This window comes from Pannonibacter indicus, assembly GCF_001418225.1.
GTDB lineage: Bacteria > Pseudomonadota > Alphaproteobacteria > Rhizobiales > Stappiaceae > Pannonibacter > Pannonibacter indicus.
Genome location: NZ_LIPT01000003.1, coordinates 278,475 through 297,169, shown reverse-complemented (window position 1 = coordinate 297,169; position 18,695 = coordinate 278,475). Strand labels below are relative to the sequence as shown.

19 protein-coding genes and 1 riboswitch are annotated in these 18,695 nt (G+C 62.6%); of the genes, 11 read left to right on the top strand and 8 right to left on the bottom strand.

Features of this window, described 5'->3' with window-relative positions:
• The first annotated feature begins 91 nt into the window (after positions 1–91).
• From mutY to bfr, 3 genes are all read left to right on the top strand, one after another.
• Entirely contained in the window at positions 92–1,189 is a 1,098-nt protein-coding gene (gene mutY / locus ASC48_RS07170; protein WP_055455075.1) for an A/G-specific adenine glycosylase, read from the top strand.
• Positions 1,190–1,307: 118 nt separating this feature from the next.
• A complete protein-coding gene (locus ASC48_RS07165) occupies positions 1,308–1,853 on the top strand; it encodes a 2OG-Fe(II) oxygenase (RefSeq protein WP_055455074.1) in 546 nt (181 codons plus the stop codon).
• A gap of 122 nt (positions 1,854–1,975) precedes the next feature.
• On the top strand, positions 1,976–2,464 hold the full coding sequence (gene bfr / locus ASC48_RS07160) for a bacterioferritin (RefSeq protein WP_055455073.1): 489 nt from the start codon (positions 1,976–1,978) through the stop codon (positions 2,462–2,464).
• A 344-nt stretch (positions 2,465–2,808) separates the two neighbouring features.
• Here the strand turns inward: bfr and ASC48_RS07155 are convergent, their stop codons facing one another.
• The gene (locus ASC48_RS07155) at positions 2,809–4,404 is read right to left on the bottom strand and encodes an EAL domain-containing protein (protein ID WP_055455072.1); all 1,596 of its coding nucleotides are present in this window, start codon (positions 4,402–4,404) and stop codon (positions 2,809–2,811) included.
• 280 nt (positions 4,405–4,684) lie between these two features.
• Between ASC48_RS07155 and ASC48_RS07150 the strand changes: the two genes are divergently transcribed.
• The 6 genes from ASC48_RS07150 (at position 4,685) to ASC48_RS07125 (ending at position 10,643) form a co-directional block, all read left to right on the top strand.
• Positions 4,685–5,332 carry a hypothetical protein gene (locus ASC48_RS07150; RefSeq protein ID WP_055455071.1) on the top strand — a complete coding sequence of 216 codons (648 nt, stop codon included), beginning with the start codon at positions 4,685–4,687 and terminating at the stop codon, positions 5,330–5,332.
• A 243-nt stretch (positions 5,333–5,575) separates the two neighbouring features.
• The gene (locus tag ASC48_RS07145; protein ID WP_055455070.1) at positions 5,576–7,006 is read left to right on the top strand and encodes a sigma-54-dependent transcriptional regulator; all 1,431 of its coding nucleotides are present in this window, start codon (positions 5,576–5,578) and stop codon (positions 7,004–7,006) included.
• 249 nt (positions 7,007–7,255) lie between these two features.
• A complete protein-coding gene (gene groES / locus ASC48_RS07140; protein ID WP_019963183.1) occupies positions 7,256–7,543 on the top strand; it encodes a co-chaperone GroES in 288 nt (95 codons plus the stop codon).
• A 56-nt stretch (positions 7,544–7,599) separates the two neighbouring features.
• Complete coding sequence (groL, locus tag ASC48_RS07135) at positions 7,600–9,240, top strand: chaperonin GroEL (RefSeq protein WP_055455069.1); 1,641 nt, start codon at positions 7,600–7,602, stop codon at positions 9,238–9,240.
• Positions 9,241–9,461: 221 nt separating this feature from the next.
• Positions 9,462–10,022, top strand: a complete 561-nt coding sequence (locus tag ASC48_RS07130; protein WP_141658894.1) for a hypothetical protein — start codon at positions 9,462–9,464, stop codon at positions 10,020–10,022.
• Positions 10,023–10,094: 72 nt separating this feature from the next.
• The gene (locus ASC48_RS07125) at positions 10,095–10,643 is read left to right on the top strand and encodes a hypothetical protein (protein ID WP_055455067.1); all 549 of its coding nucleotides are present in this window, start codon (positions 10,095–10,097) and stop codon (positions 10,641–10,643) included.
• A 59-nt stretch (positions 10,644–10,702) separates the two neighbouring features.
• Here ASC48_RS07125 and ASC48_RS07120 read toward each other — a convergent pair whose 3' ends face one another.
• Entirely contained in the window at positions 10,703–11,407 is a 705-nt protein-coding gene (locus ASC48_RS07120; protein ID WP_055455066.1) for a glutathione binding-like protein, read from the bottom strand.
• Between the two features lie 169 nt (positions 11,408–11,576).
• On the opposite strand from ASC48_RS07120, the gene ASC48_RS07115 reads away from it, so the two are divergent.
• Positions 11,577–11,783 (top strand): SlyX family protein, encoded by a 207-nt coding sequence (locus ASC48_RS07115; protein ID WP_050472026.1) that lies wholly within the window; start codon positions 11,577–11,579, stop codon positions 11,781–11,783.
• A 10-nt stretch (positions 11,784–11,793) separates the two neighbouring features.
• Here the strand turns inward: ASC48_RS07115 and ASC48_RS07110 are convergent, their stop codons facing one another.
• Positions 11,794–12,795, bottom strand: a complete 1,002-nt coding sequence (locus tag ASC48_RS07110) for a hypothetical protein (protein WP_055455065.1) — start codon at positions 12,793–12,795, stop codon at positions 11,794–11,796.
• A 121-nt stretch (positions 12,796–12,916) separates the two neighbouring features.
• Positions 12,917–13,028, top strand: a riboswitch (SAM-I-IV-variant riboswitch).
• A gap of 70 nt (positions 13,029–13,098) precedes the next feature.
• Between ASC48_RS07110 and ASC48_RS07105 the strand changes: the two genes are divergently transcribed.
• A complete protein-coding gene (locus tag ASC48_RS07105; RefSeq protein ID WP_050472028.1) occupies positions 13,099–13,386 on the top strand; it encodes a hypothetical protein in 288 nt (95 codons plus the stop codon).
• Between the two features lie 282 nt (positions 13,387–13,668).
• Here the strand turns inward: ASC48_RS07105 and ASC48_RS07100 are convergent, their stop codons facing one another.
• The 5 genes from ASC48_RS07100 to ASC48_RS07080 all read right to left on the bottom strand — a co-directional run bounded on the left by ASC48_RS07100 (position 13,669) and on the right by ASC48_RS07080 (position 18,612).
• Positions 13,669–14,085 carry an acyl-CoA thioesterase gene (locus ASC48_RS07100; RefSeq protein ID WP_019963192.1) on the bottom strand — a complete coding sequence of 139 codons (417 nt, stop codon included), beginning with the start codon at positions 14,083–14,085 and terminating at the stop codon, positions 13,669–13,671.
• A 21-nt stretch (positions 14,086–14,106) separates the two neighbouring features.
• The gene (locus ASC48_RS07095; RefSeq protein ID WP_050472029.1) at positions 14,107–14,796 is read right to left on the bottom strand and encodes a Crp/Fnr family transcriptional regulator; all 690 of its coding nucleotides are present in this window, start codon (positions 14,794–14,796) and stop codon (positions 14,107–14,109) included.
• Between the two features lie 233 nt (positions 14,797–15,029).
• Positions 15,030–15,827, bottom strand: coding sequence for a ChbG/HpnK family deacetylase (locus ASC48_RS07090; protein ID WP_055455064.1), 798 nt, complete (start codon positions 15,825–15,827; stop codon positions 15,030–15,032).
• Positions 15,828–15,938: 111 nt separating this feature from the next.
• Positions 15,939–17,471 carry a glycosyltransferase family 39 protein gene (locus ASC48_RS07085; protein ID WP_055455290.1) on the bottom strand — a complete coding sequence of 511 codons (1,533 nt, stop codon included), beginning with the start codon at positions 17,469–17,471 and terminating at the stop codon, positions 15,939–15,941.
• Between the two features lie 13 nt (positions 17,472–17,484).
• Positions 17,485–18,612, bottom strand: a complete 1,128-nt coding sequence (locus tag ASC48_RS07080) for a glycosyltransferase (RefSeq protein ID WP_055455063.1) — start codon at positions 18,610–18,612, stop codon at positions 17,485–17,487.
• Between the last annotated feature and the right edge of the window lie 83 nt (positions 18,613–18,695).

The following is an 18,695-nucleotide window of genomic DNA, read 5'->3' as shown; positions in this document are numbered from 1 at the left end:
CCTTAATGGCGGGGCATTTTCACCTGCTTTTCCCCAGCTGCCGCACAGGGCAAGCCTTGATTTACCGCCGCTCCCGGCCAAGCTTTGCGCCATGGACGCATCATCTCCGCCGCTTCTGCAGGATCAGGCCGCCGCTCAGCGCGCGCAAGAGCTTCTGGCCTGGTACGACCGCAACGCCCGTGCCCTGCCCTGGCGCGTGCCCCCGCATGAGCGGGCGGTGGGCGTTGTCCCCGATCCCTACAGGGTGTGGCTGTCGGAGATCATGCTGCAGCAGACCACCGTTGCAGCCGTGAAGGACTATTTCCTCGCCTTCACCGCCAGGTGGCCAAAGGTCACGGATCTGGCCAAGGCTGAAACCGATGACGTGATGAGGGCCTGGGCCGGGCTCGGCTATTATTCCCGCGCCCGCAACCTCAAGGCATGCGCGGAAAGGATCGCGTTTGAGCTTGGCGGCCGTTTTCCAGAGACGGAGGAAGGCCTGAAGGCCCTGCCCGGCATCGGGCCCTATACGGCGGCGGCCATCGCCGCCATTGCCTTTGACCAGCGCGCTGCCGTGGTGGACGGCAATGTGGAGCGGGTGTTGTCGCGGCTGCATCTGATCGAAGAGCCGCTGCCGGGCGCAAAGCCCGCCATCCGCGCGGCGATGGATGCGCTGACCCCTGAAAAAAGGCCGGGTGACTTTGCGCAGGCCGTGATGGATCTGGGCGCCACCATCTGCACCCCGCGCCGCCCCGCCTGTGCCCTGTGCCCCTGGAGCGCGCCTTGCGAGGGCCGCCGCCAGGGCATCGCCGATACCTTGCCCCGCAAGGCTGCAAAGGCGGAAAAGCCGACGCGTCGGGGCGCGGCCTTCGTCATGCTGCGGGATGGCGACGGCGCGCTGGCCCTGCGCAAGCGCCCGCCCAAAGGACTTCTGGGCGGCATGGCCGAAGTGCCCGGCACGGTCTGGAGCACGGATTTTACCGAAGAGACGGCGCTTTCATCCGCCCCGCTCAAGGCAAGCTGGCACCAGCATCTGGGCGTTGCCACCCACACCTTCACCCACTTCCATCTGGAGGTGACCGTCTACAGCGCCACATTGCCTGCAGGCACGCCTCTTCCCGAAGGCTGCTGGTGGTCAGAACCGGGCGATGTGGAGGGCGAAGCCCTGCCGGCCGTGATGCGCAAGATCATCTCGCACGCCCGCCGGTGAGGCCTGCGGACGCGGACATTTTCCTTTATAGATCAAGACTTTGCGATTTTTCTTGCTTTTTCCATGCCGTCAGGATTGATCGCGCACCATTTCGCGTCGATCAGAAAGTCATCGGCACATGTTCAAGCATACTGTGAAGGACGTTTTCACCCCTGCCGAATGCGCAGAGATCATAGCCCTGGCCGAGAATGCGGAGATGACGGACGGGGGCTTGGTCGGCGGTGTGCAGCACACCATCCGCCGCGCACGGATCTCCTGGCTCGATGATCAAGGCAGCGCTGCCTTTGTCATGGACCGCATTCTTGCAACGGTCGCGGCCGCCAACCGCGAGGCCTTTCGGTTCGACATCACCGACTTCAAGGAGCGGCTGCAGGTCGCCGCTTATGACGAGACGGATGAAGGCCACTACGACTGGCATTCCGACATTGGCGACGGCCCCATCGCCCGCCAGCGCAAGCTCACCATCGTTGTTCAGCTGACACCGCCCGCGCTCTATGTCGGCGGCAGCCTCGACATCAACATCGGCAGCGCCGAATGGTCAGCGCCCCGGGACCAGGGCTCGGCTACCCTTTTCGCCAGTTTCATGCTGCACCGGGTTGCCCCCGTTACCCGCGGGCGGCGCTACTCGCTGACATGCTGGTGCCATGGGCCATCCTTCCGCTGACGCTACGTCACGCCGCAACACAGAAAAAACTGCATTTTCACCGCTGCGGGGACTGGACACAAAACATAGAATTATTCTAATGTAGATCCAGTTCAACCCCACTGAATGAAGTGAGTCTCATCATGAAGGGCAATCCCAAGGTTATCGACTGCCTCAACGAGGCCCTGTTCCTCGAACTGGGCGCCATCAACCAGTATTGGCTGCATTACCGCCTGCTGGATGACTGGGGCTATACGCGCCTCGCCAAGAAGGAGCGCGCCGAGTCGATCGAAGAGATGCAGCATGCGGACAAGATCACGTCGCGCATCATCTTCCTTGAAGGTCACCCCAACATGCAGAAGCTGGCCCCCCTGCGGATTGGCCAGACCATCAAGGAAGTGCTCGAGTGTGACCTCGCCGGCGAATACGACGCCCGCACCTCCTACGCCAAGTCCCGCGAGATCTGCCGCGAGGAAGGCGACATCGTTTCCATGCAGCTGTTCGAAGAGCTGCTGAAGGACGAGGAAGGCCACATCGACTTCCTCGAAACCCAGCTTGAACTGCTTGGCCGCATCGGCGAAGAGCGCTACGGCATGCTGCAGGCAGAACCGGCCAACGAAGCCGGCGAATAAGTATCAGGCCCCAAAGATCATTCAGAGACCCCAAGAAGCGCGCTGGCCCCGGCCGGCGCGCTTGTTTGTTTGGTGCCATTCTGTTTCCGCAAAGCCAGCCGCCCCCGCCGCGCCGTCCCGGACGCAGCGAGGCGAAGATTCGGGACCCGTCAGGCGGTCACGGCCTCGGATACCTGACAGGTCCCGGCACAAGGCCGGGACGGCGCGGGTGGATGCTCTGAGGAAACAACAACGCAAGCCGCTTGCGCGTCTGCATCTCAGCTTGCGCGCTTGCGCGGCAGCATTATCAGCTTGCGCGCTTGCGCGGCAGCATTATCAGCTTGCGCGCTTGCGCGGCAGCATCATCAGCTCGCGCGCTTGCGCGGCGCGGGTGCAGGCATGCCCTGGAGAACCTCTGCGCGAACCGGGCGCGGCGGAGAGAAGAGATGCCCCTGCGCCATGGAGACATCAAAGTCCAGAAGCTCCAGCACCTGCGATTCCGTCTCCACATGCGAGGCAATCAGCGTCATGCCGTAGCGGTGCAGCAGATTGCCGAAATCGCCCGGATGGATATGCCCGTGATCGGAGCTGCGGCGGCCAATGAGATAATCCGCATGCAGCTTGGCATAGCGGAACCCGCGCTCGGCCAATGACTTGAAGTCCATCTTCAGGTCATGGATCTGGTCAACGGAGAAATGGAAGCCGATCTCGGCCAGCGCGCCGAGGCTTTCCATCTCCACAACGCCCATCTGCGCCACATCGTCCTGCGTGAACTCGAGGATCAGCAGGTCGCTGAAGCTCTTGTTGTTGCGCACGAACTCCAGGAAGCCGGGGAAGAACGTCTCGTCCGCCAGCGAAATGGAGGAGACATTGCAGAACAGGGCCGCATCGCGGTTGCGCGTCGTCAGGCGGCGGATCACCTGCACGGAGCGGAACAGCAGCAGATTGTCGATGCGCGGGATCAGGCCGGAGCGGATCGCCTCCGGCAGGAAGACGGCCGGTTCCAGAACCTGATCGTTGCCGTCTCTCAGGCGCGTGAAGGCTTCATAATATTTCACCCGGCGCTGCGGCAGGGTGACGATCGGCTGCAGGAACAGATCAACGCGGTTGGCATTCAGCGCCGAGCGGATCATCTCGCGCATGGCCGGATCGGCCTTTTGCGAAACCGGCGCCTGCGGCTGGAATGCCGGGCGCGGCGGCTCCGGCTCGTTGCGGAAGCCGGGCTGCTCGAAACCGCCGAACACAGGCTCGATCCGCCCGCCGGGCATATGCTCGGGCTGATGCTGATGCGGCTGATGCGGCGCGTGCTGCGGCTCCGGCTGGCGCTGCGGCTCGGGAACATGATGCCCCTGATGCTGCGGCTGATAGGCCGGCTGCTGCGCTGCATGGGCCCGCGGCTGCTGGGGAACGTCCTGATAATAAGGCTGCTGGGCGTAGGCCGGCTGCTGATATTTAGGCTGCTGGGGCGCAGCGAGCTGCGGCTGCATGTGCTGCGGCGCCTGCTCATAAGGCTGTCCATGATAGGCAAGGCCCTGCACGGGGGCCTGGCCGCCAATGGCGCGCTGGTCCTCGATGCGGGTCTCCATGTCGGACATGGCTTCCGCCATCTGCTTGACCAGCGTGCCCAGCACCTCGATCTCGGCGAACAGCGGATCGATTTCCTCACGGGTGCGGCGCGGGATGGTGTGTTCGACGCCCGTCAGGCGGCCCTCGAGATTGTTGACGTCCTCATCCAGCTCCAGCAGCCGGTCTTCCAGACGTTCGATAACGTCGCTGACCTCGCCCCGGTCGCGGCCACGGCCCAGCACCACCTGCACCACGATCATGGTGCACATCAGCGCAAGCGACAGCGACAGCGCTTCCCCCGGCGGACGGCCAAACTGATAAACGAGCACAGCGGCGGCCGACAGGGCAATCACACCCATACAGATCAGAATGATGATGGTCGCTAAACGCCCCATGCCTTTGACCGCACTACCCCGAATCAATACTCTGTTAACGATTTTGCCCGAAAGCCGCTGCAGTTCCGACTCTCGAAGCCAGCCTTTACGGGGAAAACTTTGCCTAGTTCTCCTTAAGGCGCATTAATAATGGTTAACAGTGCGGCGCTGCGGCCTTCCTGCAACGCAACAACGGCCAGCCGCAAAAAACCTTGCAATTCGCTGCGGGAGCCATAGCCTTATCATCAGGGGCTGAAACGGGAGGCCCGCTATCTCTTGAACAAACGGGGAGATTGGCGGAGTGGAAGGACAGTCGGCCAGTGAACGGGAACCGGAAGCGCGCCTTGCCCGCGCAGGCGGTACCGTTCGGCCCGCATCCGGCTCCGGCAACAGCCCGCAGCCAGCCGTCAACCGCGACCTCGTCCGCCTCGCCCTGCACAAGATCACCGGCAGTCCGGAATTCTCGGCATCCCAGCAGCTGCGCCAGTTCCTGACTTTCGTGGTGGAGGCCTCCATCGCCGATCCGCCGGTCCCCCTGAAGGGCTATACCATCGCCACCCAGGCACTGGGGCGGGACGACAGTTTCAACCCTGCGACAGACCCGATCGTCCGGGTGGAGGCGGCGAGACTGCGCAAGCGCCTTGAGGATTATTATGCGGGCACCGGACACGGCGATCCGGTGCGCATCATCATCCCCAGAGGCAGTTACCAGCCCGGATTTCACCTTATGCACGCGCCAGAGGGCAGTACAGCCCCGCAAGCAGGGCCGGAGGCAAGCCCAGAACCGCCCCTCCGGGGTGATCCGGCACTGACGCCTCCCACCTCTTCCGCAAAGTTGCTGGAAACACCGCAAGCGCGCAGCTTTCCGGCCATTCTGCTGCGTCCGGTGGTGTTCTTTCCGCTGATGGCGATCGCCTTCGCCGCAGGTTACGCCGCCGCACACCTTTAGCCGGTTCCAGTCATCGAAAGCACCGCCGTATGGTGTGGTTCTGGCCGGGGCCGCGCGGCACCACAGAAAATCCCGCAGAGAAATCAACCATGAAATCCTGAGGCCCCCGGCCGATTGGATGGCGTTGCCGTCACTATTTACGAGGCTGACAACGCTTTGTTTACCACGTTTGCACAACACTCTGCCGACAGTTCAGACAAGACCTGCCTGAAGACATCTGACAAGAGCGGGAGTGACCCGGGGATGGGGAGCCTTCAGGACCTCACAAGGTCCATTCATGTGCGCGTTCTTGACGCAAGCCCGGCGGATGCAACCCGTGCAGCCACGGTCTGTGCGCGGCTGAGCGGTGCTGTTGCCGAGCCGCTGGTTTATTCCGACCCGCGCCAGTGCCTCGATGCGCTGAGCGACGCCTCGGCCGATGTGCTGATCATCGACATCGAGACGGCCGGTGGCGACGAGGCGCTTGCCCGTTTTGCCGTGCGCAGCCCTGGCGCGATCATCATCGCCACCAGTTCCCACGGCTCCATCACGCAGGCCATGAATGCCATGCGCGCCGGAGCACACGACTTCATCGCCAAGCCCTTTACGCTGGATGCCTTGATGAGCAAGGTGCAGGCCCAGCTCGACGGCCGCCGCCCGCAGCTTCAGCCCCAGTCCGCACGCCGGGATACCCCGGCCATGCGCCTGATGGATCCGGCCTCCCGCGCCCCCATCGGCCGCTTCACCGGCACATCAAAGCTGATGACGGACGTCTACAATCAGATCGGCCGCCTTGCACCGTCTGACGCTCCGGTCTTCATCACGGGTGAATCCGGCACGGGCAAAAGCCTGTGCGCCGAGGCGATCCACGTCCTGTCTGGCCGGGCCGGCAACCGCTTTGTCTCTATCAACTGCGCCGGACTTTCGGTGGAGCGGATCGACACGGAGCTGTTCGGTGATGGCAGCGAGGCCTATCCAGGCGCTACGGCACAGGCGGCCGGGGGCACACTGTTCCTTGATGAGGTAAACGAGCTGGACCTGTCGCTTCAGGCCAAGCTTCTGCTGCTGCTTCAGGACAAGGGGCTGGCGAAGCCGGAGGACGGCGCGCCAGCCAGCCTGCGCATCATGTGTTCTTCCAGCCGCGATCCTCTGGCGGAAGTCGCCACGGGCCGTCTGCGGGAAGACCTTTATTACCGGCTGAACGTGCTGCCCGTGCATCTGCCGCCCCTGCGCGAGCGGCGCGAGGACATCCTGCCGCTGGCGCTGGAGTTCCTCACCCGCTTCGCCGGAGAGGACCGCAGATCCTTCCGCGGCTTTGATGCCGACGCGGAAGCGCGGCTTGAGGCTTATGCCTGGCCCGGCAATGTGCGCCAGCTGGAAAACACCATCCGGCAGATCGTGGTGATGAACAATGGCACGGCGGTCACCTATGACATGCTGCCGCATTTCATCCGGGAGGCCTCTGCCCGCGCCCGGCTGGGCAGTGATGAAGCCCGCGAGCGCCGCCGCCCCGCACGCGGCGCCCGGCCGCTGGCAGCCATAGAGCCCCTTTGGGCGCAGGAGCGGCGGATCATCGAGGACGCACTGGATGCCTTTGACGGCAATATCGCACTGGCTGCTGCGGCCCTCGAGATCAGCCCCTCGACCATCTACCGCAAGAAGCAGTCTTGGTCGGAGCGCTCTGCCGCCATGTGAGCGCAGGACGCGCGGCGCAAGCCCCCCGAAAGTCCGAAAACCCGAATCCTCCGGCCAGACAGGCCGGAGGATTTTTCGTTTGGTCCGGCATTGACAAGGCCCGCAGGCGATCCTAAATCGGAGGCTGTTAGCACTCGCTGTTGAGGAGTGCTAACAAGACGCGGGGCAACCCGCGATCTCTCGAGCCATCAACATTATGGATTGCGTGCTGCTTTTATGGGGGCACGCCGCATGAGAGGAAAGAGCCAAATGACGTTTCGTCCGCTGCACGACCGTGTCGTTGTTCGTCGCGTAACCTCCGAAGAGAAGACCGCCGGCGGCATCATCATTCCGGACACCGCCAAGGAAAAGCCGCAGGAAGGCGAAGTCGTCTCCGTCGGCGCTGGTGCCCGCAAGGATAACGGCGAACTGATCCCGGTTGACGTTAAGGCTGGTGACCGCGTGCTCTTCGGCAAGTGGTCCGGCACCGAAGTCAAGATCAACGGTGAAGACCTGCTGATCATGAAGGAATCCGACATCATGGGTGTGATCGCCTGATCAGGCGGACCTCCGGATTCCACTGACATCAACCCAAATTAGAGTGAGACGATAAAATGGCTGCCAAGGACGTAAAGTTCAGTGCTGATGCCCGCGAAAAGATGCTGCGCGGCGTCGATATCCTCGCAAACGCTGTCAAGGTGACACTCGGACCGAAGGGCCGCAACGTGGTCCTCGACAAGGCCTTCGGCGCTCCGCGCATCACCAAGGACGGTGTGTCGGTTGCCAAGGAAATTGAGCTGGAAGACAAGTTCGAGAACATGGGCGCCCAGATGGTGCGCGAAGTGGCCTCGAAGACCAACGACATCGCCGGTGACGGCACCACCACCGCCACCGTGCTGGCCCAGGCCATCGTCAAGGAAGGTGCCAAGGCTGTTGCAGCCGGCATGAACCCGATGGATCTGAAGCGCGGCATCGACCTCGCTGCTGCTGAAGCCGTGAAGTACCTGGTATCGGTTTCCAAGAAGATCACCACCTCTGAAGAAGTCGCTCAGGTCGGCACCATTTCCGCCAACGGCGACGTGCAGGTCGGCAAGGACATTGCCGAGGCCATGCAGCGCGTCGGCAACGAAGGCGTGATCACCGTCGAGGAAGCCAAGTCTCTCGAGACCGAGCTGGAAGTCGTCGAGGGCATGCAGTTCGACCGCGGCTACCTGTCCCCGTACTTCGTCACCAACGCCGAAAAGATGCTCGCCGAACTGGAGAAGCCCTACATTCTCCTGCACGAGAAGAAGCTCTCCAACCTGCAGGCCATGCTGCCGGTTCTCGAAGCTGTGGTGCAGTCGGGCAAGCCGCTTCTCATCATCGCTGAAGACGTCGAAGGCGAAGCTCTGGCGACCCTCGTCGTCAACAAGCTGCGCGGCGGCCTCAAGATCGCTGCCGTCAAGGCTCCGGGCTTCGGCGACCGCCGCAAGGCCATGCTGGAAGACATCGCCATCCTGACCGGCGGCACGGTGATCTCCGAAGACCTCGGCATCAAGCTGGAGAACGTCACGCTCGACATGCTCGGCCGCGCCGAGAAGGTCTCCATCTCGAAGGAAAACACCACCATCGTTGATGGTGCTGGCTCCAAGGAAGACATCGCTGGCCGCGTTGCACAGATCAAGGCGCAGATTGAGGAAACCACCTCGGACTACGACCGCGAGAAGCTGCAGGAGCGTCTGGCCAAGCTGGCTGGCGGCGTCGCTGTCATCCGCGTCGGCGGTGCGACCGAGATCGAAGTGAAGGAAAAGAAGGACCGCGTCGACGACGCCCTGAACGCCACCCGTGCGGCCGTCGAAGAAGGCATCGTCCCGGGCGGCGGCACCGCGCTCCTGCGCGCCAAGGCTGCTGTCGAGAAGCTGTCTTCCGACAACGCTGACATCCAGGCCGGCATCAAGATCGTCCTGCGCGCTCTTGAAGCCCCGATCCGTCAGATCGTCGAGAACGCCGGCGTGGAAGGCTCGATCGTCGTCGGCAAGATCCTGGAGAACAAAGATGTCTCCTTCGGCTTCGACGCCCAGTCCGAGACCTATGTCAACATGATCGAAGCCGGCATCATCGACCCGACCAAGGTCGTGCGCACTGCCCTGCAGGACGCCGCGTCCGTCGCAGGTCTGCTGATCACCACCGGCGCCATGGTTGCCGAGCTGCCGAAGAAGGACTCTCCGGCAATGCCGGGCGGCGGCATGGGCGGCATGGGCGGCATGGACTTCTAAGAAGTCCATAAAGGCGCCCATCAGATTAAATCCTGTGCCCGCCACGCGGGCACGGGGGGCGGCATGGACTTCTAAGAAGTCCAAACGCTTCAGACATACGGGAAGGGCGGTCTTCGGGCCGCCCTTTTTGCGTGGCCGCCCACAAATCCCCTGCCGGATTATATTCACATCCCTCCCCCGCCAGCGTCCTTCAAGGCAGGACAGCTGGTGCAGGGATGGTCATGAATATTCAGGAAATTCTCGCCGAGAGGTCGGTCTGGACCTCGGACTTCATGGAAGCCACCGCCCATCTGGGGGCGCATGTGGCGGAGCCGTTTCTGACGACGGTCAATCTGGTGACGATCCACCAGATGACGCGGGCGGCGAAGATCGGGCTGGTGACCGCCTGGCAGGAGGACCCCGGCCTTGCGGAGGATCTGGGGGCGAGCTGGGCGTGGAGCCTGGAGGACCGGCACTATCTGGTGCGCGCCCTGCGGCTGGAGCGCGAGCGGCATCTGGGACTGAGCTATTTTCCCTTTGAAGTGGATGGCATCCGCAGCCTCATCTCGGCGGCAGAGGCCGCCTCCCACGGGCACCGGCATGTGCATCCGGTCTTCGTGCTCTACACCAGCTTCACCGGGCCAGAGCACCGGATGAGCGAAGGCTGCCTGTTCATCGATGCGCGGCGCATGCAGGACTTCCTGTTCAACCGCAACCGCCTGACGCTTCGCCCGGCCATCGTCACGCTTGAGGAGGCCCGGCATGCGGGCGCACGGCCCTGGTATGAAATGTTTCCGCTGTAGTGAGGCGGGATGCTCACGCGCCCTGCCCTGCCTGCGTCAAGGCAAGAGACAGACCAGCGCAGGGAGCAGTCCATGTCTCTTACCGACGTTCTCAAGACCCAGTCTACCTGGACCTACAACATCATGAAGGCCTCTTCCAATCTGGGCGAGGTGATCCGGGAAGACGCGATCACGAGTGTCAATCTCGCCGTGATCAATGACCAGTCCACCGCCCAGAATCTCGGCCTCGGCACGACAAGCCTGCAAGGCGCCAAGCTGGAGATCGAATTCGGCGGCGACTGGATCTGGAACTACAAGGGCTCCGTCCTGCTGGTGCAGGCGAAGAAACTCGATGTCGTGAACAGGTTCCCGTTCTACACGATCGACATCAACCAGATGAACACCCTGATTGCCACCACAAAGAACGGCTACTTCGGCGACAGCCCGGCCATCGGGCTCTACGTTTTCTACAACAGCTTTTCGGACGAAAACCCGGCCGATTTCGGCTGCACGATGATCAATGCCACAACGCTGCAGACACAGCTGACGCTGACAGGCCAGATCAACCAGAAGACAGCGCAGGTGTCTCCGGCTCAGATGAAGACGGCCGGCTGGGCCCCCTGGTGGCAGATCTTTGCGTGATCGGCCCATGTCATGAAGACCGGCCCGGCCTTGGCCCGGGCCGGACTGCCCCTTGTTTCTCAGCCCCGCGCCGGAATATTGACCGCCTTCTGGCTGGCCGGGCGGGCCATGCAGGCCTCGAACCAGCGCAGCACGTTCTTGCGGGTGGCAAGGTCCACGTGCTCTGCAGCCTCATAGAACCCGGAGAGGGTGCGCAGCCAGGGCCATGAGGCCATGTCGGCGATGGTGTAGTCCGCGCCCATGATGAACTCGCGGCCTTCAAGGCGCTGATCGAGCACACCCAGCAGGCGCTTCACCTCGTCGCGGTAACGCTCGAACGGGCGGCGGTCCTCATATTCGCGGCCCGCGAACTTGTGGAAGAAGCCGAGCTGGCCGGACATGGGGCCAAGACCGCCCATCTGCCACATCAGCCACTGGATGGTCTCATACTTCCGGGCCGGATCCTCCGGCAGGAATTGTCCCGTCTTTTCCGCAAGGTAGATGAGGATGGCACCCGATTCCCAGATGCCGAAAGGCTTTCCATCCGGGCCATTGGGGTCGATGATGGCGGGGATCTTGTTGTTCGGGTTCAGAGACAGGAACTCGGGTGTCATCTGGTCACTGGAGCCGAAATCCACCAGATGAGGCTCATAGGCAAGGCCCGCTTCTTCCAGGAAGGCGCTGACCTTGATGCCATTCGGCGTCGGCAGGGAGTAAAGCTGGATACGGTCAGGATGCTGGGCCGGCCACTTCCGGGTGATCGGAAAATCCGCAAGGCTTGTCATGTTCGGGCTTTCGCTCTTGTGCCAAAGGGCGGGAGGGGAGATAAGACGCGAGGCAAGGCACCCCGCTTGACTAACTTAAGCATCCTGTCCGCCCTGCCAAGACCGTACCCTGTCAGAATTTCCAAACCTGCGGCTGAGAAACGGCCACATATCACGAGAGGCCCTTGCCATGATGGATGAAGACCGCGTCGTGAATCTGGAAATCGGCCTTGCCCATGCCATCCGCACCATCGACGACCTCAACGCCGTGGTCATCGAGCAGGGCAAGCAGATCGAGCGGCTGACGCGCAAGCTGAGGGAAATGACGGACCAGATCGACGAACTGATCGAGACGGGCATTTCCGCCCATCCCGTCACCCGCCCGCCACATTATTGAGTGCGAACACTCAATTGTTCACGAAGCCATCGATCATCGAGACGATGGACTGGCTTTGCGCGGTTTTCGCATTGGCATGCGGGTTCGTTACCGGGAACAGATTGAAGAACTCGCGGGCGTAATATTCGTTGCCGCTGGCGATTTGCGGACCCGCGACATCATAATTGTTCGTCGCAAAGGACGCATTCTGCTGGTATTGGCCAAGCCAGTCATACTTGTTCCAGATCGTGGCACCAGCCACATTGCCAGCCAGAGAAGCAAAGCTCTGGCCGGCGTACCAGTTGGCAAGCGCGGCCGGTGTCATCAGCGTATGGCCCGTATGCACCTGGTTGCGCGCCGTGGGCACCAGCGCAATGCTGGCGGCATAGGCAGCTCCCGTACCCTGCGCCGCCGCAACCTGATTGGGCTGAATGCGGAAATCCATCAGACAGAGCGGCCTGAGGCGCTTGTTGATGTTGGATGGAAAGAACGAACTTTCCCAACCTGCATTCTTGCGCGCCCAGAATGTGCCCTCGAGCGCCCCTGCATTCACATAGTAGAGGCCGGTCGGGCCCGTTGCCTGCGAACGCCCATTCATGTCCACCAGATCGCCTGTCGTGATCGCCTGCGCATTTGCAATCATGGCGGCAATCGTCGCCTGAAAATCAGCAAGGGAAACACCGAGGCGGACAAAGACATAATACTTGCTCTTGTAGACCGGCCCCTGAACATGCTGAAGACTGGACGAAAGCGCCGTACGCGGATTGCTGATCTGATTGATCATCCCCGCCACCGCAAAATAGACGCGCGTGCGGGCCGTAGCCGCCAGAAAGCCAGCCTGATGCAACGGCCTGAACCGGGTCGTATTGTCCGACCCCGCCAATCCGTAATAGGTGCTTGGCAACTGAGTGCCCTGCAACACGAGATGGTCCTCGTAGTTGCTGCTTTCCGCCCGAGGGTCCAGCCGCACGGTGCCGAAGCCCGCATTGTTGGCATTGATCATCTGCAAGGTGGCATCGTTCTGTGCGGGCATGTGTCTCTCCCGGAAAGGGCGGCGGCTCGGCCGGATTTTCGCTCTGTCAGCTAGACGCAGAGCGGGAGGCAGACGTGAAATTCCCGCTGATTGACCCCGCAAAAGCTTTGTGCCATAAAGCCTGCATCATCAAGAGAAGGGCTGGCGCCCTCGCCAACCTGCCCGGCCGGGCAAGGTGGTCCCCGCAAAGGGATGTGGCCATGGGGAAACCCAAGGCAACCAAGCGGTCAGAACGTCAATGCGCCAGTCCTCCTCGGGCAACCGAAGGAGGATTTTTTAATGTCGAGAAGAGAGAGTAACGCCGTGAACGCATCCGTCCAGATTGTCCTGGCCGGGGCACAGTTGAAGGACCTGGCCGCACCTGCTGCCCGTTCTTCCCTGACCGCCTCGGAGTTTTATGTCCTGCAGCGCCTGCGTCAGTTGAAACTGACCGCCGCGCTCCGCCGTACACATGCGCCGCTGACCTCAGAGATGCGCAAGACACGGGTGGAAGGGCTGATCGCACTGTGGAACACTGGCTGTTCCAAAGCGGTCGACGAGAGCCTTTACGCCGATCTCGAGCGTCGCGCCCGGCAGAGCTTTCCCGGCTGAACCGCCGCGGAACCCGTTCCCGAACCACGCTATTTTCACGTGCCATGGCTGAAAAGCCTTGCGCTTCATGCTGTTCCACCTGCCCCAGGCAGGCCACAAGCCGGTCAGGACTGCCTGACCGGCTTCTTCTTTCTGTTCATCATGGCAAGACGAAACTGGAGAGGCTTTCACCAATGAACTGATGCCAAGGCTTTCGACGCCGACGCATCACGCCTTGAAATCGCTCAGGCGCCGCACGGGCTTGACCGCCTCTCAATGAGACCGGTTCACCGGAGGGTGGCCTCAGCACTCCGCCGGAACCGGACGCGGACGGCCATCCTCATCCACGGCGACAAAGGTGAACATCGCTTCGGTCACCTTTTCCCGCTGGCCATAGCGGTGGCGCAGGGCCCAGGCTTCCATGTTGATTTCCATGGACGAGCGGCCGATCCGGCCAACGCGCGTGTAGATGCACAGCACGTCACCCACATGCACCGGGCGGATGAATTTCATCCGGTCGATGGCAATGGTCACCACGCGGCCGCTGGCGCGCTGGCCGGCGGCAATGCCGCCTGCAAGGTCCATCTGCGACAGCACCCAGCCGCCGAAAATGTCGCCCGAGGCGTTGGTATCGGCCGGCATGGCCATGGTCCGAAGGGTCAGATCACCGGTTGGCTGTTCGGTTTCTGCGTCCGAAGTGGCTGTCACATGGCTCTCCATGAAAGACGGTGGGGAGGAAAATCAGAGGGTTGCGGCCTGCTTGAGCACTTCGGGGCGCTCCAGGCAGTAATAACCGGAAATTCGGCTGATGGTGCCGAGCCGCTTCCAGTCGTTCAGCACACGGCTGACATTCTCCCGCGCAGCGCCTGCCATATTGGCAATCTCGGACTGGCTGAGCTTGTAGTGAATGAGGATGCGGCCGTTATCCAGCGGCTTTCCGAAGGTCTCCGACAGTTGCATCAGCGTCTGAGCCACACGGCCCGGCAGCGGCAGGAAGGAACGGGCGGCCAGAACATCGTTGGACTGGCGCAGCCGCTTGCCGACGATGGACAGCATGTGCCGGTAGAGCTGCGGGTTTTCATCGGCAAAGCGCTCGAAAGCGGACTTGTCGATGAAGGCGAGCCGTGCCGCCTTCAGCGCCGTGACAGTGGCCGAGCGCGGCCGGCCGTCGAGAAGCGCCAGTTCACCCACCAGATCCCCTGGCCCCAGCACGGCGAGCAGCTGCTCATCCCCTTCGACGGAAAGAATGGAGACTTTGAGGGAGCCTTCCAGAATGGCGTAGCAGCCATTGCCCGGATCGCCGGTCTCGAACAGGATCGCTCCCTGGTTCACCTTCATCGGACGCGCCAGACGGGTGAGCCCGTCCGCCAGCTCTGACGGCAGCCCCTCGAGAGTGAAGCTGTTGTCGAGAAAACCCTTGAGATCCGACACGAGACGCTGCCCCTTGGCTCATGGCAGATACACGGCCCTGCGCCGCCCGCCTGCCCAGTAAAAATTGTCTACTCTGCCTCTGGCAATCTCGCAAAAACTGCCCATATCCACAATAGCAGACAGCGAGAGCTGTTTGCCTCCTCCCGAAGAACGGCTCCAGCCCCCACTGGAGCCGTTTCCGTTCGCGGAAGGCAGATCGAGGACTGGCAGAAGAAAACCGGCTGGTACGCCTTTCAGTAAAGGAAGATGTCCTTCTCTGCCAGTGTGTTGAAGAATTTGAGGCTTTTGAGCACAGCAAAATGCCGCTCGCGCCTTGCAAGCTCCGCCTTTGGCAGTTGCCGCCGCAGACGGTCATCGATGATCGCAGGCCGCGCCACGACGAAAGCCATTTCGGGAAGTCCGTCGAAGTGATGCCTCAGCGCCTCCTGCAGTTCCGCCTCAGTTGGCGGGTCCGGCAGAATGGGGCCGCTGGCCAGCAGCGGAAAGCCAAGCTTTAACGCAAAGCGGCTGAAACGGCGCAGCGCCCGCCCTTCCCCTTGCGGGTAGATGAGAAGGGGACGGTTGGCAAGCCCCTCAGCCTCCACCGCCCGTGCCAGCAGCCGAACCAGAGCCCGGTGGCGCATCAGGCCATCGGACAAGGTGATGAATTGCGGTTCAGCGCCGAAATGCGCCATGAAGCTGCGGATCTGGGCGGCCATCTCCTCAAGGATGATTTCGTCGGGCAGCAGCCCGAAGCCTGCGCGGCGGCCAAACCAGCCGGGGCTGCGGAAGGATGGCCCCAGTTCCTGCTGCCAGCGGGGGCTCATCGGTTTGCCGAAGGCGCCTGTCAGCGTCAGGGTCAGGCCAACCAGTGCATGACCTGCGCTGCAATCCACGACCTCGCGCAAGGGCGCATATTCTCGCCGCCACATCTCGGAGAAAGCAAGACAGCCCACCGCGCTGAGGCGGCCCTGCGCCAAAAGTTCGCGGATCGCCCGGTCCGTGCCGAACGCGAAGCCATAATCGACTGCCGCCAGGGTGATCCGTTTCATTCCGCCCCCTACCCGCAATTTATCGCGGGGCACCATGCCTCTTTGCTAACCGCAAAAAGGCTTGGAATACAATCGGAAACAGAAGTTCAGGCATAACCTCGCGGCATCAGCCTATTGCGCGGACATCCACAGAGCGGGATCAATTGGCTCCAGTGGCTGGCCTTCCGGCTGATCGATGACATAGACCAAGAGATCCTCAAGCGGCACGCCCTCAACCTTGCGCGTAAGGGTTGCCACAAGCTCCACCCGGCCAAAGGTCTCCGACAGCCGCTCGGCCGCATCGCGCCGCGCTTCGGTGACATAGAGCCCCGGCACGGAGAACAGCTCCGGCCCCGGCTGCGGCATCATCACATAACGGATGCGGTCATTGAGCTGGACGACCGGAATTTCCCCCCGGAAGGCAAAGGCCATCTGGCCATTGAGGCCGTAGCCCATGGTGGCGATGTAGCCCGCCCCTTGCGCATCGGCGATCTGGCGAAGCTCATCATGGATCTGCTGCCAGCCGCGCATCTGGAACGTGGGGTCCTTGCGGGCGAACTTGCCGGTGAAGGGCGACACCGCATGCACCTGCACTGCTGCGCCAAGGCCAAGCCCCAGCACAACCGCAGCCGCAGCAAGCCCGCGCCAGAAGCGTGCTGTGCTTGCTGCCACAAACACCGCGGCCATGATGCAGAAGGCCGGGAACACGGGCGCCGGCCAGTTGCCCTGCACACGCGAATGCAGCGCATGGACGAGCAGATAGGCAAGGAACGGCAGCGTGGTCAGCACGATCAGTCCGGCGCCTGTCTCGCCCTTGCCCATGCGCCGGATCAGTTGCCACAGCCCGGCCAGCGCAGGAATCGCCACCAGCGGATTGAGCAGGCCAAGGAATGCACCGAGGAACTCGACAATGAACTTTTCCGTCCAGTCACCCCGCCCGGCACGGCCAAACTGCTTGTAGAAGGAGGCCCAGTCATGGCCCGCGTTCCACATCAGCACCGGGGAAAGCACCGCGAGGGCAATCAGCCCACCCGCCCAAAGCTGCCAGGAGAAGAACCAGCGGCGGTTTGCGGGCATCAGCAGCCACAGCACGATCCCGGCGCCAAGGAACAGCACGGAATATTTGGAGACGAGCCCAAGACCTGCGAACAGCCCAACCGCCAGCCACCAGCTGGCTTTTCCCGAAGCAGTGAGTTCCGCCAGAGCCCAGAGCGTCAGGCCCCAGAAGAACACGGAAGGCGCATCAGGCGTGGCAATCACCGCGCCGACGCCGACCAGCAGCGTCGCGTTGAGAAACAGCACGGACAGCCCGGCCACACGCGGACCAAACAGCAGAAATGCCGTGCGCCACAGCGCCAGCGCCCCAATGGCCGCCGACAGGATGCTGACCAGCCGCAACCCGAGCGCATTATCGCCCGCAATCTGCTGGCCCAGCCAGATCCACCAGGCGACCATCGGCGGGTGATCATAATAGCCGAAAGCCGGATAAAGGCCCCAGAGCCGGTAATAGGCCTCGTCCTCGACGATATAGGCACTGCCCCCAGTCCACAGGCGCAGCGCCGTCAGCGCCAGCACCAGAAGGACAAGCAGCTTCGGGTGCAGCCACAGCGGCAGGTCTGCCACTCTTTCGCGGCCTGTTCCCAATGCGCCCGTCTGTCCAGCCATGATCACTTCACCCTCAGGACTTGCGCCAGGTCAGCACAGAGGAGGCAGCATAGTTCCACACGGCGCCCATCACCGCACCGGCAGCACCCGCAATCCACCACACCGGCTCGTTCTCGTAGATCAGGTTGGCGACGCCGACATTGGCCAGCACGCCGACACTGCACACCGCATAAAAGGTGACAAGGCCGCGCAGGATGGCAAACCCGGTCAGCCGCCGGTCACGGTAGGTCAGCTGGTTGTTGAGGAAGAAGTTGGTGGTCATGGCGACGAAGGTCGCCACCATCTGCGCCTGATTGAAGTCCAGTTCCAGCGCCTGCAGCGACGCGCGCAGCGCCACCAGATGCACCAGCACGCCGCTGGCGCCCACAAGGCTGAACATGAGGAAGCGGACGGAGACCATGTCGCCGAGATACTTCGAGACCAGAAGGCCCAGATAATCCAGCGTCACCAGCGTATCGAGCTTGCTTTCCCCCTCCTGCCGCTCGCGGAAGACAAAGGGCAGCTCGCGGATGCGCAAGCGCCCCTCGCCGCTCGCCACGATGTCGAGCAGGATCTTGAAGCCCTGCGCCGACAGACGCGGAGCCAGCTCATCGACCACTTCCCGCCGCAGCATGAAGAAGCCGCTCATCGGGTCGGAGAGTGTCACCTTCAGCAGCTTGCGCGCCAGCGCGTTGGCGAAATTGGAGCCCGCCTTGCGGATTGCGGACAGGCCCTCGCCGATATCACCGCCTTCCACCTTACGGCTGGCGACTGCGAGATCCACCTCGCCGGAGCGCAGCGCCGCCAGCATGCGCGGCAGCAGCGTCTCGTCATGCTGCATGTCCGCATCCATCACCGCCACAAAGGGGGCAGACGACGCCAGCATGCCTTCGACGCAGGCGCCCGAAAGCCCCCGGCGGCCAACACGGCGGATGACGCGAATGCGCGGGTCCTTGGCGGCAATGGCGCGGGCTGCGGCGGCGGTGCCATCCGGTGAGTTGTCATCGACGAAGATGACTTCCCAGGCCACGCCTTCCAGCGCCTTGCGCAGCGCCGAAATCACCAGCGGCACGTTGCCCCGCTCATTATAGGTCGGCAGAACCACCGTGAGTTCCGGCGCGGCGCCATGTTGCACCTCTGTCCGGTTCAGGCTCACATCCATGCGGAAAATCCGTTCTTCAATCGTCTTGCGGCGGCCGTCTGCCTGCCGGTCTGTTTGGCCGGGAACATAGCCAAAAGGCCGCC